Raw genomic sequence first — 20,720 nt, 5'->3', positions numbered from 1 at the left:
GGTAGGCGGGCCGAATTCTATCCTAAAACAGAAAAGGCAATTCCATATATGGCTACACCCATCGTTCCATGGATCGGCGGAAAGCGTCGTCTCGCAGACCATCTGATCCCGCGCTTTCCGGAACATGAATGCTACGTCGAGGTCTTCGCGGGCGGGGCCGCGCTGTACTTCATGCGCCCACCGGCGAAGGTCGAGGTAATCAATGATATCAACGGCGATCTGGTGAACCTGTACCGTGTCGTGCAGCATCACCTCGAGGAGTTCGTTCGCCAGTTCAAATGGGCGCTCACGAGCCGGCAGGTATTCAAGTGGTTGCAAGACACCGTCCCGGAAACGCTTACCGACATCCAGCGCGCAGCACGGTTTTATTACCTGCAGCACAACTGTTTCGGCGCCAAGGTGGAGGGACAGTCGTTCGGGACGGCAACTACGACGCCGCCCGGCCTAAACCTGCTTCGGCTCGAAGAAACGCTGTCTGCTGCACATCTCAGGCTGTCCAACACGTTCGTCGAGAGCTTGGACTGGAAGACATGTGTCGAGCGCTATGATCGGCCGCACACGCTGTTCTATCTGGATCCGCCGTATTGGCAGACAGAAGGCTACGGCGTGCCGTTTCCATACTCTGAATATGTCGAGATGGCTGATCGCCTGCGGAAGCTGAAGGGCAGAGCGATCGTAAGCCTCAACGACCATCCCGAGATCCGGCGGGCATTCGATGGTTTTTACATTGAGACCGTTGACATCAAGTACACCGTCGGCGGCGGAGGTCGCGAAGCACTGCGGAAGGAAGTGATTATTTTCAGCTGGGATGACGCTGCGCAGCCCGCAGGATTGTTCTAAGCCGCAGGGTGGGAGCTCGCTTGAGCGAGCTCTCTTTTTGCTGCGAGGCGGGAAAATACGTTGCTACGGGGATTGCTACAGCAGTGTAGTAGAGCTTGATCTGGTGGCGGTCTGCTTATCATTGCACCCCCTGAACTAAGGGGTGCAATGCGGCCTCGAATTGTTCAAGGCCGCCGTCGCGGCTAACTGCTGCTCAGTTCGCCAAGCGCAAACCCGCCGACTTCCCGAATTCGCCCTCGCCACCATACTCCGCCGTTGCCAGGAATGGGATTGCCGCTGGGGTGAAAGTAGCGACAGTTCTTCAGATGAACGTACGATGGTGCTTCCATGTCTTGCTTGTAAGTCCCGTCAGTGTTGACATAAACGCTGCCGTGAGACGCAAAACCTTCCCGGATGCTGTCCGCTTCGCTCGGATCTTGAATGGCACCTGCAAATGTAGCGGCGAAGCCCTCGAAGTATTGCTTACCCCCGACGAGCTGGCCGCTTATTAGCATGCCACTGACGTTCAGAGTAATGCCAAAGGTCGTATCGGAACTATTCACCATGCTCACCAACGATCGAAGAAACCAATCATTTTCTGCCGCAGTAACGACATACTGGGGAAGCGATGGTTGGCCGGCAGGTTCGGCGTTCTGAGTACTCATGTGCAGGCCTCTCTCGGGTTTGGGAGATTGGATAATATCCGAAAGCACGGTTTGAACGTTGCAAAGAGGTGTGGTTAGGTTTCGCGGTTAAATCTCATAACATATTGAAAATAATAAGTATGCAGCGGCCTGCAAAGCCGTTTAGGCCGGTTCGACTCCGGCTCGCGCCTCCAGCAGTGAAAGAAAAGCCCCGAAAAATCGGGGCTTTTCTTTTTTCTGCCGCCACGCCTTCAACGCAGATCAATCCCAGGCAGTACGACGCGATCGCTAGCCCTTCGCGCGCGCGCCAAAGGCCCCTTTGTCGTACGCAGCCGAGTACGCTTGCCAGTCGGTCATCACTTGAGCTTCGCATTGCACGGCGAGCTGGATGAGCGGCATGTGCCAGTCGGTACCGTTGCCGAACGCGATCAGCTCGTCGGCGATCGCAGAGCCTTCTCGACCACCGCTGCGCAACTGTGACCACGCGCTCAATTCGGCCATGTTGTTCACGACCGATTCGAGCCGCGAGAGCTTGCCGTTCCAGTTCGCGAGCGTCACACGATCTTCCGAGGGTTGCAGGCTTCGCAACACGTACGGCTTTCCATTGAATTCGACCGCGTGCAGGAACGCCTGCGACACCGCCTGCGCGCGCTGCTGGATCGCGACGACACGCTGCGCCTCGCTACCCCAGGCGGGCTGCTTCGTTTTCACGTACGGTGCGACCGAAGAAGGTAACGCCTCTTTCAGATCGATCAGATAGTTGCCATCCGGCGAGCCTTTGCCTTCCACGAGCATCACATATCGATCGACGCCCAGGCTGCCCGTTCCAGCGATGCGTCGCGCGACGTCGATCATCCTGTAGAACGACGGGTCTGGCTCGCTCGCTGCGAACGCGCTCATGAACGCGGTGACGGCGGCGCGCGTTTTATCGTCGACGGGCAACGCTTTTTTCCCGTCGACCTTTAACGTCCGCTTCTTGCCTTTCAGTTCCGTGCGCCGGTTCAGATGATCGACGCGCGTGCGCTCGTGCAACGTGTCGAACAATTCGCGCACCATGCCGGTCGCAAGTTCCTCTTCGATCCAGCGTGCCTTGCCTAAGCGCAGTGCGGCGCTGTATGCGTCGATCGCGGTATGGCAGAGCGCTAGCGCTTCCGCGCGGCTGACGCGCAGGCCGTCTGCGGCGGCGAGCACGCTCGCGAGCAGACGTGCGAGTTCCGCGAGGCACGGCGCGAGGCAGGCTTCGTCGAAATCGTTGATGTCGAAATAGATGAGCCGGTTGTCGGCCTTGTAGCTGCCGAAATTTTCCAGATGCATGTCGCCGCAAATCCACGTCTGCGGGATGCCGTCGAGGATCCCGCCCGTTGGCATGCGCGCGTAGAACAGGTGACAGGTGCCGCGCAGGAAGACAAACGCCGAAGTACGCATCGCGGCGTACTTCATGGCAAGCCGTTCTGGATCGCGCCCGGCGTTAAAGCGCGTGATTTCAGTGATGACGTCGGTCATGGCGACTCCCGCTTCAACACGGTGGGCGGGTGGCCGCGCTCAAACGCCATACTGGCCGTCCGCACGCGGTCGCCTGAAACAGGTTGCAGGAGTGGGGCGCGCCCACTCCGTGTCGCGAACCATCGGGTCCGCGGCGATACGTCAATGATGTTCCTTATAGTCGGTCCGCGGTTCCGGCGTGGCGCGCACCTTCGCATACTGAAACTCCGGCAACGCCTTGATCGCGGCCTTTGTTGCGCCGGCCAGCGTCAGCTTGCCATCGACGAAATCGAGCTGTTCGATCGGAATTGCCACGTCGTGATGCGACACGCCAAGGAATTGCTGGGCTGCGATGATCGCGAACGAAACCGACGCATCCGGTGCGACGATGATGTCGTGAATCACGCCGACGCGCTGTCCCTGTTCGTTATAGACCGGTTTGTTCAGGATCGACTTGCGCACGCTCCAGCCCTCCAGAATGGCCTGCGAGACTTCCACGCTGATACCGATCTGCTGTGTGCCGGCCACCTGCGCCTGCGCCTGCGTGGCAGCGAATCCGAGTGACGACACGATCAATGCGGCGATGAGTTTCGATTTCATGTTCTTCCTTGTCGAGGGAATTGGACAATCAGGGACCGTTCAGGCCTTCAAGGATTCTGCCGCGTTTCTTTACAGGCTGCAGTTTGCCGACCAGGCACACAACAGCCCGGCGGCGCACGGGACGAGCGTGCATCGGATTGGCCTTCACGGGCGCGGCGCGGCATAATTCGGCTTTGATGTGCGCGCAAGCGCTTCCCCGAAGCAGATTGATATGGATCAGCCCTTGATGATCGAATGGCGCTGGAAAGCCTTCGACGACCTGACCCCCGCCGAGGTCTATGACATGCTGGCGGCGCGCAGCGCGGTCTTTGTCGTCGAGCAGAACTGCCTGTATGGCGACATCGACGGCCTCGACACGGAGGCGTGGCACCTGTTTGCGTACGGCCAGAGCGAGCCGCGCGCGAAGCTTGCCGGATACCTGCGTGTGCTCCTGCCGGACGAGAGCGAAACCGATATCCGCATCGGCCGTGTGCTGACGACCGCGGATTTTCGCGGTCAGGGGCTGGGCACCCAAATGCTCGAACGCGCGCTCGGACATATCGCTACGCAATGGCCGACCACGCCGATCCGTCTGCATGCGCAGGCGCATCTGCAACCGTTTTACGGCGCGTTCGGTTTTGAAGCGATTTCAGATATCCACGAAGAGGACGGCATCCCGCACGTCTGGATGCGTTCCGCCTGAGCGGCGCGCGATACGTATCGCGTCCGTCAGTTCAGGGGTGACGAACCGGCGACGGGCGCGCATTCGCCGCACTCACTGCCTTCGCAGGCGACGTATGTTCCTCGCGCAGCCGCGCCCGGCCCGAGAGCCGCATCCAGTGGCGCAGCGCGATGAGCGCGCCGATCACACTCATCATCGAACCTGGAATCCACAGCAGCAGGCCGCCGATCTGCTGGTCGCGCATCGGGCTCAGCCATGTGAATGCCCGTCCGCAAATCGAATAAACTGGATACAGTTCGCGCGGCGAAAAGAAGATGAACGCGCCAAGCACAAGTTGCGGTGGAATTGCCGCGATCACCACGAGCACGCGCCGGCCGGGTGAAAGACGCGCCGGCGGCGCCGGGCGCGAATCGAGGACGAGCCACCAGAACAGCAGGCCGTCGATCACCATGCTCCAGTTCATCACGCGATAAAGCCGCCAGTCGAGCATCGCGACGAAATGCACGGGCGAGAGCAGCCAGAAATAAATCAGACCGACGAACAGCACGACCGCGACCACCGGATGCATGACCACGTCGAGCGTTGCGCGCACGGCGCGTGTTTGCAACATGGGCCGCACGAAGCGCTGCCGCCAGCTGAACGGAATGCCCGCGCGGATCGCGGCGCCCGGATACGACAGCGCGATGAAGAACGGCCCAAGATGGTGCAGCACGAGGTGCTGCGCGCGATGCATGAAAAACTCATGCTCGAAGAAATAGTCGAGCCGCGTATGAAGCGCGATGTATAGCGCCACCAGCCCGAACCAGAACGACAGTTGCCGCGCGATCGATACCTTCGCCTTGCTCACGCCGCGAGCGAACAGCACGGCCGCCGCGACAATCGCGATGACGACTGTCGGAGAGAACTCCCAGGGTTCGAGCCAGACGAGCAGGTTCATCGTACGGGGTTACTTCGTCTGCGAGGGCGACTTGACGGCGAACGGCGTGTCGAGCGTTTCGCCGTCGGAGAATTTCAGTTTCAGATGCACCGTGTCGCCCGGCGCGATCTTGTGCTTCGGCTCTTCGAGCATCACGTGATAGCCCCCGGGCGCAATCTTCGCCTGACCGTGCGCCGGTACGGTGAGCTTGTCCGCCATCACCATCTTTTGTGTCGAGCCGTTCGAGATGGTCTGGTGCAGCATCGCGCTGCCGTAGTCGTCGCTCGACACATCGACGAGATCGATGGGTTTGTCGCTCGCGTTCATGAGCGTCACATAACCGCCGGCGGGCAGGTTGTTCGGCAGCCAGCGAACCCACGCATCCTGCGTCGTGATGGCTTGCGCGCCGGCCGCGTGGGCGGTGGCGCCAAAGAGCGTGGCGGCCGTGAAAATCGCGGCCATTGCGGTCGAAGAAGAGAGCTTGATCGGCATAAGTGTCAGGGTTGGCGTGAATCAGGAACGGGTGTCGATGATACGGCGCAGATCGTGGGCGATCACGTCGGGTGAATCGTGATCGGTGGCGAGGAGGCGCGCGTGGCCCGCTGCGTCGAACACGTAGATGGCGGAACTGTGGGTGACTTCGTAGTTGCCTTTCGGCTCGCGCTTTTCCATCTGGTAGGCGACACGATAGCGTTTTGCGAGGCCTTCGATTTCGGCGTCGCTGCCCGTCAGCCCGTATGCATGCTTCGCATCGAACGCGCCCACGTAGTCATGCAGTGCCTGTGCCGAATCGCGGGCGGGGTCGACGGTCACGAACAGGATGCGCACCTTTTGCGCGTCCGGGCCGAGCCGGTCGATGACCTGCATCAGCCGGCCCATCGTTTCAGGGCAGACATCCGGACAGTGCGTGTAACCGAAGTAGACGAGCGCGGCACGACCCTTGAAGCTGTCGCCGGTGACGGCTTTGCCGTCGTCGCCGGTCAGCGCGAACTGGAGGTCGGGGAGGTGACCGCTGACATTCGTCAGTTGCCACGGCGCGTCGTCGTGCGAGCAGGCGGTGAGCGCACCGCTGGCAAGTGTGGCGAACGCGGCGGTCAGCAACGCAAGCAGGCTACGCGACGTGCCACGCTGCGCGCGCGGCCGGTTTTCAGCCTTGCGGGACGGTCGACGCAGTTGTTGTGTCTGACGGCGGAACGGGACGGGCGGGAACAAATGGGTTCTCGATGACTCGATTAAACAATGCGGGTATGACCGCCGTTGCTGCAGTTTCCGGAACAACGGCGGCGTTCCATGCAACGCGGCGGTGGCTGCGACTTTAGCGCAATTCGTCGGACGATGTGCCTGCACGCCCGCCAGCATCAGGTGACCGGGGCAAAATGTCACACGCGACTGAAAGCTGCGTGAAACCGGATTGTTCTGTTTCCGGATGGAATCGGGTTGACCGGAGGGGGCGGATGTCCGGCCAGTCAACGCGCCAGCCTTACTTTCTCGAAAAATTGGCGGATGCGCGGTAAGATGCGCACACTTTTCCGGCTGCAAGCGGCTGAAAGGCAAGACAAAACGATGCGAGCACTTCCGGCTGTTCTGTCTCCGAGCGAGACGGCTTTTTTCTTCGACTTCGACGGCACGCTCGTCGAGCTCGCGCCGACGCCCGACGGCGTGCTGGTGCAACCCCGGGTCATCGAGTTGCTGGGCGCGCTGCGCGGCCTCACGAACGGCGCGGTTGCGATCGTTTCGGGGCGCGGCATCGACAGCATCGACTCGTTTCTCGGTATGCCTGACATGCCGATTGCGGGTCTGCACGGCGCCGAGCGGCGCGACGCGAACGGCGATACGCAGCGCACCGGCTTTAACGACGACCGCCTGCTGCGCATGGAGCAGGAACTTGCCGCCGTCGTTCGCACGAATCCCGGCATGCTGCTCGAGATCAAGGGCGCGGCCGTCGCGCTGCACTATCGCAATGCGCCCGAGCGCGAAGCCGTCGCACGTGAGTCCACCAGCCGTCTCGTCGCGGAATATCCGGAAGCGTATGTGCTGCAGCCGGGCAAGATGGTCTATGAAATCAAGCCGAAGGACGTCGACAAGGGGCGTGCGCTGCGGGCCTTCCTCGACGAGCCGCCGTTCACCGGCCGCACGCCTGTTTTCGCCGGCGACGACCTGACCGACGAAAAAGGCTTCGCCGTCGTCAACGAACGCGGTGGTGTGTCGATCAAGGTCGGCGGCGGCGATTCGGTCGCGAGAACGCGGCTCGATTCCGTCAGCGCGCTGATCGACTGGCTCGCCGCCGTTGTCGCGGCCGCCGGCAAGGCGTGACGTCCATGCGGCCCATCCTTCGCAGTGCCTCTTTTTTTCAGCGTGAGAATTGCGCTTCATGAGTCGACTGATCATCGTATCGAACCGGGTCGCACCGATCTCGGAAGGCGGCCCCGCGGCGGGCGGACTGGCAGTCGGCGTTTATGACGCGTTGAAGGAAACCGGCGGCATGTGGTTCGGCTGGAGCGGCGACGTGCTGTCGTCCGGGCAGCCGCAGATCAGCGTCGAGGAACGCGGGCCGGTGACGTTCGCGACCATCGGCCTCGTGCGGCGCGATTACGACCAGTACTACCGCGGCTTTTCGAACGCGACGCTGTGGCCCGCGTTCCACTATCGCGCGGACCTCGTGCAGTACGACCGGCACGATTTCGAAGGCTATTGCCGCGTCAATACGTGGCTCGCCCAGCAACTCGTGCCGCTGCTGCGTCCGGATGACGTCATCTGGGTACACGACTACCATTTGATCCCGTTCGCGAAGGCGCTGCGCGCCGCGGGCGTGAAGAATCGCATCGGCTTTTTCCTGCACATTCCCTTTCCCGCCTCGCAGGTGCTGCTCGCGGTGCCACCGCATCGCGAACTCGTCGAGTCGCTGTGTTCGTTCGATCTGCTCGGCTTCCAGACGGAACCCGACCTGCGCTCCTTTTGCGATTACGTCGTGCACGAGGCGAACGGCACGATCGACGCCCCGGTCAACGGCCGTCCGACGACGGTGCACGCCTTCGGCCGCACGCTGCATGCGGCGGCTTATCCGATCGGCGTCTATCCGGATGAGATCGCCGAGCTGGCGAGAGCCGGCGAGAGCGGCAAGCCCGTGCGCACCATGCGCGCAACGCTGCACTCGCGCAAGCTGATCATGAGTGTCGACCGGCTCGATTATTCGAAGGGACTGGTCGAGCGTTTCCGCGCGTTCGAGCGTCTGCTGGAGCATTCGCCGGCGCAACGCAACAAGGTGTCGTTCGTGCAGATCGCACCGCCGACGCGCGCCGACATGCATGCGTACCAGGACATCCGTCTGCAGCTGGAAGGTGAATCGGGGCGCATCAATGGCCGTTTCGCCGAGCTGGACTGGACGCCGATCCGCTATATCCACCGGCAGTACGAGCGGCAGGTGCTGGCGGCGCTGTTTCGCGCGTCGCACGTCGGCTACGTGACGCCGCTGCGCGACGGCATGAACCTCGTCGCGAAAGAGTACGTATCGGCGCAGGACCCGGACGATCCTGGCGTGCTGGTACTCTCGCGTTTCGCGGGCGCGGCGCAGGAACTGAATGGCGCGCTGATCGTGAACCCCGTCGATATCGACGGCATGGCCGAAGCGCTGGCGACCGCGCTCGCGATGCCGCTTGTCGAGCGCCAGTCGCGCTACCGGGAAATGATGGCGCAGCTGCGTGAGAACAACGTTTCCGTGTGGCGCGACAATTTCATGCGCGACCTGCAGGCAGCCGGTCCGGTGCAGCGCGTGCGAAAGCGGGCAGGGGTTTCGCTCGCCGATTGACGTGTGAAGCAGCGCGCGGTTTGCGCCGTACGTCTGCCCGCATCGTGCCAGACGTAAAAAGGCCGCTTCGGACTGAAGCGGCCTTTTTACCATATACGAGGTTCTGCGGCCTTGTACGTTTCTCAGGCCACGTGCTGTTCGTCGACCTTCTTGCCGCCGACGTGAAGCGTCGTTCCCTTGCCGTACTGCTTCGATAGCAGATCGCGATAGAGCCCCGGCCGGTTGCGCAGTTCTTCCGGTGTGCCGTCGTCGATGACCTTGCCTGCGCTCATCACGATGATGCGGTCGAAGTTGTGCAGCGTCGACAGACGGTGCGCAATTGCGATCACCGTGCGACCTACCATCAGCCGGTCGAGCGCCTTCTGGATCGCTTCTTCCGATGCGCTGTCGAGTGCCGACGTCGCCTCGTCGAGCAGCAGGATCGGCGCGTTCTTCAGGATCGCCCGAGCGATCGCAATGCGTTGACGCTGACCGCCCGACAGTTTCACGCCGCGATCGCCGACGATCGTGTCGTAGCCTTCCGGCATCGCCTCGATGAAATCCGAGCAGCGCGCTTCACGTGCGGCGGCCATCACCTCGTCTCGGGTTGCTTCGGGGCGGCCGTACGCAATGTTTTCGTACACCGAACGATGGAACAGCGAAATATCCTGCGGCACGAGCGCAATCGAATGGCGCAGGCTGTCCTGCGAGATCCCGCCGATGTCCTGGCCGTCGATCCTGATCTGCCCGCCCTGCGTGTCGTAGAAACGCTGCAGCAGAGCAAGCACGGTAGATTTGCCTGCCCCCGACTTGCCGATCAGGCCCACACGCTGACCGGCTTCGATATGCAGATCGAAGTGATCGAGAATCGGCCGGCGGCGCGGATACGCGAACGTCACGCTTTCGAAGTCGACGCGGCCACCCTGCGGCACGAGTTCCACGGCGTCCTTGCGATCGGGCATGCCGTGCGGTTCGAGCAGCGTCTTCACGGCTTCGGCGAGACGCGCCACGTGCTGCGTGACGTCGACGAGCGCGACGGCGAGATCTCGCGTGCCGTGCAGGATCGTGAAACCGAGCGAACTCACAAGAACGATGTCGCCGGACGTGGCGCGGCCCTGATCCCACAGCCACAGTGCCCAGCCGAGCAGTCCGGCCGAGAGCAGCGCCGTGATGACCGCGTGCAGCAGGCGCAGCTTTTCGAGGTAGAGCAGGCTTTGCTGGCGCGCGTCCATCTCGGCCTTCACCGTATCGCCGAAGCGCTTCTGCTCGCGCAGCGTCATGCCGAAGGCGCGCACGAGGCCCATGTTGCTGATCACGTCGACGAGCTCGCCGTCGACCGAGGCCGCCTTCGATGCGAAGTGATGGTGACGCGCCGAACCGCGTCCGGCGAGCTTGTAGAGCACGATCGAAAGGATCGCCGAGCAGAGCATCAGACCACCCGCCATCAGCGGGTTGACCGCGATGATCATGACGATTGCGCCGAGCACGGCGATGCACGGCGGCAACACGTTCCAGGCTGTGGTGTTTTCAGCGGTATAGACCGCATTCGAGGTTGCCGTGATCCGGCTCGCCAGCATGCCTGGCTGTTTTTCCGAGTAGTAGGTGGGCGAATGGCCGCTCAGATACTGGAACAGGTCACGCCGCAGGTCGCCCGTGACCGCGACGAACGTGTGCGCGGCGACCCAGCCGCCAATGCGCCACAGCAGGTTGTCGGCGGCAATCAGGCCGACCAGGATCGCGAATGCGCCCCACAACGGGCCCGGATGATGACGGCCTTCGCCAAGCACGTCGATGAGATGCTTGATCGCGTACTGCGACGCGAGCGCACATCCGACAGCCGCAAACACGCTGCACAGTACGATCGCATGCGCGAGCGGATGGCGGCGGATAAAGCGGAAAAGGAACGCAAGCGGCCGGTTCGCATAGCTCGCGAGCTTTGCGTTGTGGGCGTTACGCTGGGCGATGGTCAGATGTTCCAATGTGTTCGTGTGTTGGTAGTCGATAAAGTGACGGCGAGTGGCAGGCCGTCCGTGCCTGTCGCCTGGTCGCGACAAAAACGCGCACGTTCTCGCATTGTAAACATGCAGAGAACTTTCTGAGACTGCAAAAAAGGAAAACGGCGGGCAGTGAAGGGCAATAAAGCGGCGCCGGCCGCTCGACTTCGCGCAATAAAGTTCGCGAGCTATGTGTTAGCGAGACCCGCCCGGAGAGCGGTGGTTCATCTCGGCACGGGAAAAATTTCGAGATATAATTACAAATTGCATTCAGTCGCGTCGCGGCGCGCTGGCGAACGGTTCAACAATCCGGTCCAGACGTTGCTGCGAAGGCATCGCCGGATACAGTGACCGGGCGCTCGAGCGCTACTGTCACCGCAGGCCTTTCAATGTAAAACTGTCTTGTAAAACAAGGGTTTGCAAAGTGTTTCGCCTTTGTAACAACATAAAGACTTTGAAAGGTAGTACGTCGCGCGCGCGCCCCGGCACTGATAATGCACGCTCGGTTCGGCTCACTAAAATCTGACAGTTTGTCAACGAGTGTGCAGCCCGCGCGTTTTAAGCCGGATGCAGCAGCTGGGGTCGATGACCAGTCTGGGCAATCCAACCAGCGTTCAATCGCAGAATTTCCCGAATGAATAAGGCCAGCGCCACCGGTGCGAGCCGCACGGGGTGGGCGGGCGAGTCGCTTTTAACAAACTTGTAGTCTTGATCTTTACCAGGAGTTCACCATTATGCGAATCGCTCAAATCGCTCCGTTACACGAGGCGGTTCCTCCCAAGCTGTATGGCGGCACGGAACGTGTGGTTTCGTACCTGACCGAAGCACTGGTCGAGCTGGGACATGACGTTACGCTTTTCGCGAGCGGTGATTCGCAGACTTCGGCGAAACTCGAAGCCTTCTGGCCGCAGGCACTGCGCCTCGACCCGACCATCCGCGACACGATGGCGCCGCACATGCTGCTGCTCGAAGAAGTGCGCCGCCGCGCGGACGAATTCGATGTGCTGCATTTCCACATCGACTATTACCCGTTCTCGCTGTTCTCGCGCCAGCCGACGCCGCATCTGACCACGCTGCATGGCCGCCTCGACCTGCCAGAATTGCAACCCATCTTCAACACGTTCAACGATGTGCCGGTCGTCTCGATCTCGGACAACCAGCGCTCGCCGCTGCAACAGGCGAACTGGCTGTCGACGGTGTATCACGGCCTGCCGGAAAACCTGCTGAAGCCGATCCCGAACGTGAAGCCGGGCTACCTCGCATTCCTCGGCCGTATTTCGCCGGAGAAGCGTCTCGACACCGCGATCCGTATTGCCGAACAGGCCGGTATGCCGATCAAGGTTGCCGCGAAGCTCGACAAGGCTGACCGCGCGTACTACGAAGAAGTCATCAAGCCGCTGATGTCGCTGCCGCACGTCGAATACATCGGCGAAATCAGCGAAGCCGAAAAGACCGAATTCCTCGGCAACGCGCACGCGCTACTGTTCCCGATCGACTGGCCGGAGCCGTTTGGTCTCGTGATGATCGAGGCCATGGCATGCGGTACACCGGTTATCGCGTTCAAGCGCGGTTCGGTGCCGGAAGTGATCGAAAACGGCGTGTCGGGTTTCGTCGTCGAAGACGAAATCAGCGCAGTCGCCGCTGTGAAGCGTCTGCACACGCTGCCGCGGGAAAACGTCCGCAAGGCGTTTGAATCGCGCTTCTCGTCGAAGGTGATGGCGCAGAACTACCTCGCTTCGTACGAAGAACTGCTGCGCCGCAAGCGCCGCACCGTGCTGCGCGAAGTCAACGCGAGCTAAAAACGGCTGAACGCGGGCCAGATCCCTTCGGGATCGCGCCTGCTGGCAGCGCGCTTTCCCGCTTGCCGCAGTCATCCAACGCCCCGCATGCAAACTGCATGCGGGGCGTTGTTGCATGTGCGCCGCGTCGGGCACGAATGAGCGTGGTTTCAGTGCTGCGGAGCGTGAGGCGCCGCAGCAATATCCCTATAATGGCCGTGCCGCAAAATTACCCCGCGGCGCTGCCGACGACAGGAGGATGCCTTGGCGAGAACGAAAGAAACGCGTGCGAACGCGGCGCCTGGCGCCGGGACGGTTTTCGCGCTGCGCGCCATCGGTCTCGTGATTCTGGCCCGGTGGCTCTTTTCGATGTCCGACATGGGTTTCGGGCTTGCCACGCTGCGCGCGATGGCGTCGTCGCCGTGGGTCTGCATCAACCTCGTATTCCTGTTCCTGATCATTTTCCTGCCGGGCGCGCGCGCCCGCGCCGAGCGGCCGTTTCATCCGCTGCCGCAGTGGCTGCGTCAGGCGTTGCGGCTCTTCGCGCTGCTGGGCTTCGTGTTCGCGGTCTGGTCCGTCGGCGCGTTTGTATGGGTTGCTGGCTGGCGGCGTGCCGTCGGCGCAATTGCCGCGACAAACGGCTGGCTCGTGGCCGCGCCGGCCCTGTATGCCGCTGTGATGTGGATCTGCCGTCCGCGCGCGCTGTGGCGCACGAATACCGCCGCACGGCGCTATGCGATCGGCCGTTACGCAGTCGCGCTCGATCTGGTGACGCGTACTGCCGTCGTCTGGGTCGAAAGCCGCAAGCTCGGTCAGTACGATTCGCGCGAACTGTCAGTGCGCTGGCCTGACGTTGCCGGAGCGGACGCCGGTCAGCCGCCGGCGGGCGTCGCGGCGCTCGCTACCGAACCGTCTGTCGCCGGCGTCACGCATGCGGCGGTGGCCACGCCAGTGCCGCGCATGCGCGTTGCGGCGTGGTGGCATCGTCCGAAGGTCGAGCTGTTGTGGGATTCGCCGGCCGCAGCCGGACACAACCGGCAGACCGTATTCCGTGCGCCGCTTCTTACGGAAGGTGATCGCGTGGCCGCCCGCGCGCTCGATTCGATGTTGCGGCAAGTCTGATTTCGCAGGAAACACGTCGATTGAATCGGGCGGGCCGCCCGCCCGCAAGGAGTCGCCATGCTGTTTCGCTGGTTGCTTGCCGCCATTCATCTGCTTGGCTTCGGTTACGCGCTCGCGTCGATTCTGGGCCGCTCGCGCCTGCTGCGCCGTTGCACGACGACCGTTGATCTGCCGGCTATTTTCCGTGCCGATGCTGGCTGGGGAGTGTCCGCGCTGGTGCTCATCATCACCGGCGGCATGCGGGCGTTCGGCGGCTTCGAGAAGGGCGGCGACTACTACCTGCATGCGCCGCTGTTTCATCTCAAGATGACCGCGCTCGTGCTGATTCTTCTGCTGGAAATCGCACCGATGATGGCGCTCATCCGCTGGCGCATCGCGCTCAAGGCTGGTACGACGCCCGACCTGACCCGTGCGGGCCGTTTCGCGCGCATCGGCACGCTTCAGACGGTGCTTCTCGTCGTGATGGTGTTTGCCGCCTCAGGCATGGCGCGCGGGATCATGCTGGCCGCCGGCGCGGATTGAGCCGTCAGGGATGCGCAATGCGTGGCCGCATCCCGATGGGCCGCGCGGCGGATCAGGGCGCCTCTTCGCGCCGCGCCGTCGACTCGCGCACGACAAGGCGCGGTTCGAGCGTAACGTGACCGGCGTCGGGCTTGCCGGCAAGCGCGTCGATCAGTTTGAGCATCGCGGTTTCGCCCATTTTCTCGCTTTGCAGGTCGACGGTAGTGAGCGCCGGAACGGCGTATTCGCCGTAGGGCACGTTGTCGAAGCCCGTCACCGAGAGGTCCTGCGGCAGCCTGAAGCCGAGCGTCAGCGCCTCTTTCATGAAGCCAAGCGCGATCAGGTCGTTGTAGCAGATGAGCGCCTCTGGCCGGTCCGGCCCCAGCATGACGGAAGAGCAGGCGGCCTTGCCGGCGAGCGTCGACGGCGCGTGCGCGTCGTGCACGTCGAGCTTCAGGCCGGCCTCCGAGAGGCACGTGTGCGCGCCGCGGATGCGCTCGGCGTCCCAGCGGGACGCGGCGAACCCCAGATACGCGATGCGGCGGTGCCCCTGATTCAGCAGGTGTCGGGCGAGCATGTATCCGGCGAGATAGCTGTCGTTGCTCACGCTCGGAATCGGACACTGTTCATTGCGGCCGAGCAGGACAACGGGCTTGTTCAGCTTCGTCATCCATTCCATGGCGTCTTCCTGCATCCGCGAGCTGATGATGACGCCGTCCACCCGTTGCGCAAGCGCCTCGATCAGCGGCTGTTCACGCTCCTGATTTTCCTCGGTATCCACCAGCAGCAGCGTGTAGTCGTGGCGCAGCGCGATGCGGTTCGCGCCCTTGACGATATTGGTGAAATACGGATTGCGGATATCGAGGATCGCGAGGCCAATCGTGCGCGTCTCGCCGGTGATCATCGAGCGGGCAAGCGGGTTCGAACGATAGCCGAGCTGCTCGATCGCCTCTTTCAGACGGGCTTCGACGGGCGCGGAGAAGCGTTGCGCGCCGTTCATGTACTTCGACACGGTCGCCACCGAGACACCCGCAGCAGCAGCGACATCGCGAATCGTGGGTGTGGTTCTTTTCATTTTAGGTAAACGTTTTTTATATAATCCGGTCCGGATCTCAGGCAAATTTCTTGACGCAACGGCGCCTGAAAAACTATAGTAGGAAAACGTTTTCGCGTGCCAGCTTTTTTGCTGGCTGACCACCGATCATACGCAATCACAGGACACTGAAACATGAGCAATCTATCAGGCGCAGCGCGCAAGCCATTTCACCGGATTCTGCTGACGGGTGCCGCGGGCAACCTCGGCGTCCAGATGCGCGGACCGCTGGCAGACTGGGCCGATATCGTGCGTGTGACCGATATTGCGCCGATGGGCGAAGCGGCAGCGCACGAAGAAGTGGTCGTGCTGGATCTGGCTGACCGTGCGGGCGTCGATGCGCTGGTGGAAGGCGTGGATGCGATTGTGCATCTGGGTGGCATTTCGGTGGATGCTCCGTTCGACGACCTGATCGAAGCCAATATCCGCGGGCTCTACAACCTGTACGCAGCCGCGCACAAGTATGGCGTGAAGCGCATTGTCTTCGCCAGCTCGAACCATACGATCGGCTTCCACCCGACCACGACGGTCATCGACGCCGATTCGCCGATGCGCCCCGACAGCCTTTACGGCGTGACGAAATGCTTCGGCGAATCGCTGTCGCGCTACTACTACGACCGCTTCGGGCTGGAAACCGTGTGCGTGCGGATCGGTTCATCGTTCGAGGAGCCGCGCAATCCGCGCATGCTCGTCACCTACCTGAGCTATCGCGATTTCATCGAACTGGTGCGCTGCTCGCTGTTCACGAACCGCGTCGGTCACGCGATCGTCTACGGTGCCTCGAATAATCCGGTGAAGTGGTGGGACAACACGAAGGCAGCGTTCCTCGGTTTCAATCCGCAGGACAGCTCGGTGCAGTTCGAGTCCCGTTTCCCGCTGGCAGCCCCGACAGACAACCGCGACGATCCTGCGCAGCTGTATCAGGGCGGTGCATTCGTGCTCGGCGAGCCGATGGAGCGCAAGTGATGTCGGTGGGCGTACCGGTTGAAAGAATCGACGCGGCGGGACAGGCATCGGTTGGCGAAAGCCCTGTGTGGCGCGCTGCGGAAGAGGCGTTTTACTGGGTCGATATCCCCGCGCAGAAGATTGTGCGGCTGCACGTCGGCACCGGCGTGCGTTCGGAGTGGGTGTTGCCCGAGAAGGTCGCATGCATTGCATTCGATCGGGCGGGCCGCGTGCTTGCGGGCATGGAGACCGGGCTCTTTTCGGTGACGCTGCCTGAAGCCGGCGGTGCGGCCGGCGCGAGTGTGACCGTTCCGTCGTCGCAGGTCAGGAAGCTGGCTGCGCCGGTGTTTCCCGCCGAAGGCATGCGTTTTAACGATGGACGCTGCGATCGTCAGGGCCGCTTCTGGGCCGGGACGATGGTGCAGGACATGTCGCTCGCGAGCCCGCTCGGCGCGTTGTTCTGCTTCGACGCGGCGGGCGCGCTCTCGGCGCCGGTGGTCGACGCATTGATCACGCAGAACGGTCTCGCGTGGTCGCCGGATGGCACGACGATGTACCTGTCGGACTCGCATCCGTTGAAGCGGCTCATCTGGGCGTTCGATTTCGACGTCGAAAGCGGTACGCCGCGAAACCGTCGCGTGTTCGCTGACCTGCATGATTACGCGGGGCGTCCCGACGGGGCGGCGGTGGACGCGGACGGCTGTTACTGGACCTGTGCCAACGATGCGGGTCTGCTCCTTCGTTTCACCCCGGAAGGCAAGCTCGACCGGCAGATCGCAGTGCCGGCCGTGAAGCCTTCGATGTGTGCGTTCGGCGGGCGCAATCTCGATACGCTGTTCGTGGCATCGATCCGTCCAGGCGCGGGCGCAACGGACGATGACGGTGCGGTGTTCGCGATCCGGGCTGGCGTGCGTGGATTGCCTGAGCCGGAGTATGCCGGCGCGCTGTGAGTGTGTGAGCGTGTGAGTGACAGGGCGACTTTTGTAGTTGCCCTGATTCGCTCCTCATGCCGGCGTCATCGGAGGCGGTTAACGGAAAAAGCCCAGGTCGTGAGACCTGGGCTTTTCGCGCACATTCTGGTGGGTAGTACTGGGATCGAACCAGTGACCCCTGCCGTGTGAAGGGTCGGCGTCGCGCAGGACTGACGCAAGTATAGCGCAGCACGAACACAGTTAGGCCGCAGATGGCGGCAATTAGGCGCAAGTTAGTGAATCGGGCTTTCTGGCGTAAACCCAGGTAGTGCATTCGCGGCGCGTCGTTTGGTATGGCGGTTTGCCTACTAGGTGGGCAAAAAGCCGCACCTCGTTTGAGGGTGTGCGGCGAACGACTAAGGGCCGTCAATGAGGGTTTTTCGTATGCCAGTGCTCGGGGTATGCGCTCCGGCCGTCGCCGACGGCGATTTTTTGGGGTAGGTCTGGTCTGCTACTATCGCTCCGCGAAGCAGAGGACAAGCAGACAAACCTTGTGAGCGGGGCACAACGACATGCTCAAAAAAATCCACGAAAGAATCAAAGACTTCTACGTCGGTCGCACGCCGGTCGGCGGCCTTTTTCTATTAGCTTTGATCGCAATCGCGGGACTTGCAGCTCTGGCGTTTTATTGGAGCTTCATGGATGTGATCCTTCCGGTTCCTCGTTGGGTCGAGAAGGTAGCGTTGCTTGTGTTCGCTGCGTTCCTCTATGGACGCTACTCTCTCCCTGAGAAGAAAGAGATCAGTTGGTTGAAGACGCGTGACTACTATCCTGTCCGAGTTGAACTCGAACACTCTGATCTCGGGCTTGTCGCTGGTGAGGTGTTGTTCGGCATGATTGGAAGGACCGGTGACAATAACCATCGCTATGTGGAATTGTCAGGCACCGTAGAGACCGTCGGGAAGTGGCGCGATGCATTGAAAGCGGCAAAACGACCTTACAGATACGTAACGGCGGCGGGCTGGGAGACAGGAAACGACCCGAAATGGGTGAGCTTGGCGAGCATGACAGATTTTTACGGAAACAAGGTCCTATGACCGTTCCAACAGTGACCGAAAAGAGCAAGAGCCTGATCCGCCGCGGCGAATGACGGTTGCTGGCCGTCGGCCAGTCCAGATCCTAAAGCCTCACGACCTTCGCGTAATCCTTCGGCCGCGTGGCGTGCTCGTGCCGTGCTTGGTCGATCACTCGTTGCACCTGGGCTTCGGTGCCGGTCACGACCGTGATTCGCGCCGTAGGATTCGCGCCTTGGCGGCAAATCGACAATTCGCGGAGTGTCCAGCGTCTTGCATTCCAGCCTTTGCCATACGGGCCGTATCCGTTTGGCTCGCCGCCTCCGGGGAGCACGTCATAAGCGCCGGATACGCAGGCGAGTTCGCCGGACAACACGCTCTTCCATATGCGATCAATGCGCCGCTTCGCGGCTGGGTCTGCCGGACTGGCGAACACGGCCCGCAAGTGCAGACCGGCCTTCGTGATCGTTGCATGGGTCACGGCTCCGAGCGGTTCGTCGAGGTGGTGGGCATGCAATAGCGGCCGGGGCAGGTTGGTGATCTCGCAGCCGGACGGATAAACGAGACTGCCGTGACTGTCGCGGGCCATGCCGATCACGGCAATGATGCTGCGGGCGTCGCCTTCGATCGGCACATCAGGCAGACCGGCTGAGAGCTCGCGGAACGTGCGCGGCTTCCACGGTGCGGCGTTTTTCATCTGATACCTCGCTCGGCACGGTAGGCGATCAGGTCGTCATACAGCGCGAAGTACAGCGCCGGAAACTTGCGAAAGAGCGGTTGCTGGTGCTTGATCCGGCCGCCGTCAACGGTGCCGCTGCGTTCAGCCTTGAGCCGTGACAGCGGCACGCCAGCGACCAGCAGATCGTCAAACACCCTGAACTCAACCGGCACGGCTTCGCGTTGCTTGTTGCGCGCGTCAGCCTGGCTCAGACCCAGCTTTGAACTCAGCCGGGTCGATTGCTGTTCAAGCCGGTTGATGGTTCGCAGCGTCGGATTCTCGCGAACGCCGTCGCGGCCAGTCACGGTCAAACCGTCGATTGCTACCTGCGCATGTGCCGCGATCAGCAGCAGGGTTGTTTTCACGAGCGAGCGCAGCATGTGCGAATGCGACTCGTCGAATTTGCCCGGCGGGTGCGCGCTCACGATCGACGCCCACTCACGCCGTTCGGCCTCGTCAAAGTCAGCAGGCGCGACAAGACGGCCGAAACGGTCACGGGTCCGGGGTGGTCGCGGCTTGCGTGTGGTCATGTCTGACTCCGTGTAGAAGGGGTGTCGTAAACTTTTCAAACCGGGAACGGCCGCCATACAAAGGTATCAGGGGGGTGCCCGCTCGGCACTCCTCCAACAAAATGACCGCGCCCCACGGGGTATCCCGCGCGTTAAATGCCGGTGCGGCTCGCGTACTGACCGCGTGACGGGAACACGTGTGGGCGGCGATGGTGCGAGCAGGGCAGGCGGGCGGGCGGCATGGCGGCGCTGCAATCCGGTCACTGCAAAATGATCCATTCGCCACCTTGAGCACTCGCGACCAGCACTTCGGGATCGGTGAGCAGGCGTGCGACGTGAAGCTCACGAATGTCGCCGCGCTTGCGCGCCTCTCTCACGACTCGCCACAAGGGCATGGCGAGCCGGTCGCCCACGAGTGAGCGTGCGTCGTCAGCACTGGCGATGTCGGCAATCGCGCTCGCGTCGATCAGTCTGATTCCTGGCATGTTCGTGTCCTCGGGTCTCAGGCGGCCAGCTTGAGCGCTGCTCGCGCGTCGATACTGGCCTCGTATTGCATGCCGTCGCGGTCCCACCAGAAGACGCGCGGGCCGCACGTCATCAGGTCGGGCACATTCTCGCCAGCGAGCAGCGCGGCGAATGCCATAGCGCGGTCTGAGGCGGTCGTGATGCGGCCAGTGAGCAGGTCCAGTACTTCCCGGTCGGTCGCGCTGTCGGCCGCGATGCGCGCGTTTTCCTCGCGCCATTCGGCCTCGGTGCGATGGCAGGCGCAATACTCGCTCGTGTGACAGATACACATGATGGGCCTCATGGGATAGGCGTTGGCGTGACATTCACGCATGGCACGGGGAGCGAACAGTGACCGCCATGACGCAGCACGACGACGACAAGCCAGCGAGCGTTACGGCCGTCCGTGTCGATCAGGATTCCGTCCGTGTTCAGACCGCGATTTGTCTCGGGCAGATTGAGCACGGCCGATGCAATCGCCGCGATATCAGGTGGCATGGCGGGCATATGACCGGATCGCACGGCGGCCAGTACGCTCGCCTCCATTGCGGACATGCGCCGGTAATACGAGCGCACCGAATACTCGGCGGCGATCCTCGCGTCGGCCTGCGTATCCGGGTCGCGTTCGCTGATATCGGCAAACGTTGCTTCGATCGTGCTCATGGT

At 62.1% G+C, this 20,720-nt stretch carries 23 protein-coding genes; 10 read left to right on the top strand and 13 right to left on the bottom strand.

All coding sequences use genetic code 11. From position 1 onward, the window contains the following. Positions 1-48: 48 nt before the first annotated feature. Positions 49-840 (top strand): DNA adenine methylase, encoded by a 792-nt coding sequence (locus tag LPA36_RS17580; RefSeq protein WP_228879238.1) that lies wholly within the window; start codon positions 49-51, stop codon positions 838-840. 182 nt (positions 841-1,022) lie between these two features. On the opposite strand, the gene gvpU is transcribed toward LPA36_RS17580, so the two are convergent. The 3 genes from gvpU to LPA36_RS17565 form a co-directional block, all read right to left on the bottom strand. Continuing rightward, a complete protein-coding gene (gene gvpU, locus LPA36_RS17575) occupies positions 1,023-1,484 on the bottom strand; it encodes a gas vesicle accessory protein GvpU (RefSeq protein ID WP_228879236.1) in 462 nt (153 codons plus the stop codon). Positions 1,485-1,751: 267 nt separating this feature from the next. After that, positions 1,752-2,966, bottom strand: a complete 1,215-nt coding sequence (locus tag LPA36_RS17570; protein WP_228879233.1) for a DUF2252 domain-containing protein — start codon at positions 2,964-2,966, stop codon at positions 1,752-1,754. A gap of 141 nt (positions 2,967-3,107) precedes the next feature. Next, complete coding sequence (locus tag LPA36_RS17565) at positions 3,108-3,545, bottom strand: PRC-barrel domain-containing protein (RefSeq protein WP_228879230.1); 438 nt, start codon at positions 3,543-3,545, stop codon at positions 3,108-3,110. 211 nt (positions 3,546-3,756) lie between these two features. On the opposite strand from LPA36_RS17565, the gene LPA36_RS17560 reads away from it, so the two are divergent. Then, positions 3,757-4,227 (top strand): GNAT family N-acetyltransferase, encoded by a 471-nt coding sequence (locus LPA36_RS17560; protein WP_228879228.1) that lies wholly within the window; start codon positions 3,757-3,759, stop codon positions 4,225-4,227. A 31-nt stretch (positions 4,228-4,258) separates the two neighbouring features. Here LPA36_RS17560 and LPA36_RS17555 read toward each other — a convergent pair whose 3' ends face one another. From LPA36_RS17555 to LPA36_RS17545, 3 genes are read right to left on the bottom strand one after another with little or no spacing between them, the layout of a single operon-like run. Further along, complete coding sequence (locus LPA36_RS17555; protein ID WP_228879226.1) at positions 4,259-5,143, bottom strand: cytochrome c oxidase assembly protein; 885 nt, start codon at positions 5,141-5,143, stop codon at positions 4,259-4,261. Positions 5,144-5,152: 9 nt separating this feature from the next. Next, positions 5,153-5,584 (bottom strand): copper chaperone PCu(A)C, encoded by a 432-nt coding sequence (locus tag LPA36_RS17550; protein WP_407674304.1) that lies wholly within the window; start codon positions 5,582-5,584, stop codon positions 5,153-5,155. A gap of 51 nt (positions 5,585-5,635) precedes the next feature. Beyond that, entirely contained in the window at positions 5,636-6,334 is a 699-nt protein-coding gene (locus LPA36_RS17545; protein ID WP_407674299.1) for an SCO family protein, read from the bottom strand. Between the two features lie 351 nt (positions 6,335-6,685). Here LPA36_RS17545 and otsB point away from each other — a divergent pair, with 351 nt between their 5' ends. After that, positions 6,686-7,435 carry a trehalose-phosphatase gene (gene otsB / locus LPA36_RS17540; RefSeq protein ID WP_228879221.1) on the top strand — a complete coding sequence of 250 codons (750 nt, stop codon included), beginning with the start codon at positions 6,686-6,688 and terminating at the stop codon, positions 7,433-7,435. Between the two features lie 58 nt (positions 7,436-7,493). Next, positions 7,494-8,927, top strand: a complete 1,434-nt coding sequence (otsA, locus tag LPA36_RS17535; protein WP_228879217.1) for an alpha,alpha-trehalose-phosphate synthase (UDP-forming) — start codon at positions 7,494-7,496, stop codon at positions 8,925-8,927. A 122-nt stretch (positions 8,928-9,049) separates the two neighbouring features. Here otsA and LPA36_RS17530 read toward each other — a convergent pair whose 3' ends face one another. After that, positions 9,050-10,885, bottom strand: a complete 1,836-nt coding sequence (locus LPA36_RS17530) for an ABC transporter ATP-binding protein (protein ID WP_228879214.1) — start codon at positions 10,883-10,885, stop codon at positions 9,050-9,052. Positions 10,886-11,634: 749 nt separating this feature from the next. Here LPA36_RS17530 and LPA36_RS17525 point away from each other — a divergent pair. From LPA36_RS17525 to LPA36_RS17515, 3 genes are all read left to right on the top strand, one after another. Further along, complete coding sequence (locus LPA36_RS17525) at positions 11,635-12,699, top strand: glycosyltransferase family 4 protein (protein WP_228879211.1); 1,065 nt, start codon at positions 11,635-11,637, stop codon at positions 12,697-12,699. 243 nt (positions 12,700-12,942) lie between these two features. Further along, entirely contained in the window at positions 12,943-13,800 is an 858-nt protein-coding gene (locus LPA36_RS17520) for a hypothetical protein (protein WP_228879209.1), read from the top strand. 57 nt (positions 13,801-13,857) lie between these two features. Continuing rightward, positions 13,858-14,322: a DUF2214 family protein gene (locus tag LPA36_RS17515; RefSeq protein WP_228879206.1), complete on the top strand. Its 465-nt coding sequence runs from the start codon at positions 13,858-13,860 to the stop codon at positions 14,320-14,322. Positions 14,323-14,374: 52 nt separating this feature from the next. On the opposite strand, the gene LPA36_RS17510 is transcribed toward LPA36_RS17515, so the two are convergent. Then, positions 14,375-15,376: a LacI family DNA-binding transcriptional regulator gene (locus tag LPA36_RS17510; protein WP_228879203.1), complete on the bottom strand. Its 1,002-nt coding sequence runs from the start codon at positions 15,374-15,376 to the stop codon at positions 14,375-14,377. 153 nt (positions 15,377-15,529) lie between these two features. On the opposite strand from LPA36_RS17510, the gene LPA36_RS17505 reads away from it, so the two are divergent. The 3 genes from LPA36_RS17505 (at position 15,530) to LPA36_RS17495 (ending at position 18,347) form a co-directional block, all read left to right on the top strand. Then, complete coding sequence (locus LPA36_RS17505) at positions 15,530-16,360, top strand: NAD-dependent epimerase/dehydratase family protein (RefSeq protein WP_228879200.1); 831 nt, start codon at positions 15,530-15,532, stop codon at positions 16,358-16,360. Beyond that, positions 16,360-17,289 carry an SMP-30/gluconolactonase/LRE family protein gene (locus tag LPA36_RS17500; protein WP_228879198.1) on the top strand — a complete coding sequence of 310 codons (930 nt, stop codon included), beginning with the start codon at positions 16,360-16,362 and terminating at the stop codon, positions 17,287-17,289. Before LPA36_RS17505 ends, LPA36_RS17500 begins: the two co-directional genes overlap by 1 nt. 533 nt (positions 17,290-17,822) lie before the next feature. Next, positions 17,823-18,347 (top strand): hypothetical protein, encoded by a 525-nt coding sequence (locus LPA36_RS17495; RefSeq protein ID WP_228879196.1) that lies wholly within the window; start codon positions 17,823-17,825, stop codon positions 18,345-18,347. Positions 18,348-18,429: 82 nt separating this feature from the next. On the opposite strand, the gene LPA36_RS17490 is transcribed toward LPA36_RS17495, so the two are convergent. From LPA36_RS17490 to LPA36_RS17470, 5 genes are all read right to left on the bottom strand, one after another. Beyond that, positions 18,430-19,020: an HK97 family phage prohead protease gene (locus LPA36_RS17490; protein ID WP_228879193.1), complete on the bottom strand. Its 591-nt coding sequence runs from the start codon at positions 19,018-19,020 to the stop codon at positions 18,430-18,432. Then, complete coding sequence (locus tag LPA36_RS17485) at positions 19,017-19,571, bottom strand: P27 family phage terminase small subunit (protein ID WP_228879192.1); 555 nt, start codon at positions 19,569-19,571, stop codon at positions 19,017-19,019. Before LPA36_RS17485 ends, LPA36_RS17490 begins: the two co-directional genes overlap by 4 nt. A gap of 239 nt (positions 19,572-19,810) precedes the next feature. Further along, entirely contained in the window at positions 19,811-20,035 is a 225-nt protein-coding gene (locus LPA36_RS17480) for a hypothetical protein (RefSeq protein WP_228879190.1), read from the bottom strand. A gap of 17 nt (positions 20,036-20,052) precedes the next feature. Continuing rightward, positions 20,053-20,346: a hypothetical protein gene (locus LPA36_RS17475; protein ID WP_228879187.1), complete on the bottom strand. Its 294-nt coding sequence runs from the start codon at positions 20,344-20,346 to the stop codon at positions 20,053-20,055. 8 nt (positions 20,347-20,354) lie between these two features. Next, positions 20,355-20,717, bottom strand: coding sequence for a hypothetical protein (locus LPA36_RS17470; RefSeq protein WP_228879184.1), 363 nt, complete (start codon positions 20,715-20,717; stop codon positions 20,355-20,357). Between the last annotated feature and the right edge of the window lie 3 nt (positions 20,718-20,720).

Origin of the sequence: Paraburkholderia saeva (assembly GCF_907164555.1) — a bacterium.
GTDB classification, from domain to species: Bacteria; Pseudomonadota; Gammaproteobacteria; order Burkholderiales; family Burkholderiaceae; genus Paraburkholderia; species Paraburkholderia saeva.
This window is presented reverse-complemented; position numbering and strand designations above follow the sequence as displayed.

Excerpts from the sequence above, each read along its gene's own strand:
- otsA (WP_228879217.1), top strand. The coding sequence starts at position 7,494 with ATGAGTCGACTGATCATCGTATCGAACCGGGTCGCACCGATCTCGGAA.
- LPA36_RS17555 (WP_228879226.1), bottom strand. The coding sequence starts at position 5,143 with ATGAACCTGCTCGTCTGGCTCGAACCCTGGGAGTTCTCTCCGACAGTC.
- LPA36_RS17550 (WP_407674304.1), bottom strand. The coding sequence starts at position 5,584 with ATGGCCGCGATTTTCACGGCCGCCACGCTCTTTGGCGCCACCGCCCAC.
- LPA36_RS17565 (WP_228879230.1), bottom strand. The coding sequence starts at position 3,545 with ATGAAATCGAAACTCATCGCCGCATTGATCGTGTCGTCACTCGGATTC.
- LPA36_RS17490 (WP_228879193.1), bottom strand. The coding sequence starts at position 19,020 with ATGAAAAACGCCGCACCGTGGAAGCCGCGCACGTTCCGCGAGCTCTCA.
- LPA36_RS17485 (WP_228879192.1), bottom strand. The coding sequence starts at position 19,571 with ATGACCACACGCAAGCCGCGACCACCCCGGACCCGTGACCGTTTCGGC.
- LPA36_RS17470 (WP_228879184.1), bottom strand. The coding sequence starts at position 20,717 with ATGAGCACGATCGAAGCAACGTTTGCCGATATCAGCGAACGCGACCCG.
- LPA36_RS17525 (WP_228879211.1), top strand. The coding sequence starts at position 11,635 with ATGCGAATCGCTCAAATCGCTCCGTTACACGAGGCGGTTCCTCCCAAG.
- LPA36_RS17500 (WP_228879198.1), top strand. The coding sequence starts at position 16,360 with ATGTCGGTGGGCGTACCGGTTGAAAGAATCGACGCGGCGGGACAGGCA.
- otsB (WP_228879221.1), top strand. The coding sequence starts at position 6,686 with ATGCGAGCACTTCCGGCTGTTCTGTCTCCGAGCGAGACGGCTTTTTTC.
- LPA36_RS17580 (WP_228879238.1), top strand. The coding sequence starts at position 49 with ATGGCTACACCCATCGTTCCATGGATCGGCGGAAAGCGTCGTCTCGCA.
- LPA36_RS17505 (WP_228879200.1), top strand. The coding sequence starts at position 15,530 with ATGAGCAATCTATCAGGCGCAGCGCGCAAGCCATTTCACCGGATTCTG.
- LPA36_RS17495 (WP_228879196.1), top strand. The coding sequence starts at position 17,823 with ATGCTCAAAAAAATCCACGAAAGAATCAAAGACTTCTACGTCGGTCGC.
- LPA36_RS17510 (WP_228879203.1), bottom strand. The coding sequence starts at position 15,376 with ATGAAAAGAACCACACCCACGATTCGCGATGTCGCTGCTGCTGCGGGT.
- LPA36_RS17515 (WP_228879206.1), top strand. The coding sequence starts at position 13,858 with ATGCTGTTTCGCTGGTTGCTTGCCGCCATTCATCTGCTTGGCTTCGGT.
- gvpU (WP_228879236.1), bottom strand. The coding sequence starts at position 1,484 with ATGAGTACTCAGAACGCCGAACCTGCCGGCCAACCATCGCTTCCCCAG.
- LPA36_RS17475 (WP_228879187.1), bottom strand. The coding sequence starts at position 20,346 with ATGTGTATCTGTCACACGAGCGAGTATTGCGCCTGCCATCGCACCGAG.
- LPA36_RS17560 (WP_228879228.1), top strand. The coding sequence starts at position 3,757 with ATGGATCAGCCCTTGATGATCGAATGGCGCTGGAAAGCCTTCGACGAC.
- LPA36_RS17570 (WP_228879233.1), bottom strand. The coding sequence starts at position 2,966 with ATGACCGACGTCATCACTGAAATCACGCGCTTTAACGCCGGGCGCGAT.
- LPA36_RS17480 (WP_228879190.1), bottom strand. The coding sequence starts at position 20,035 with ATGCCAGGAATCAGACTGATCGACGCGAGCGCGATTGCCGACATCGCC.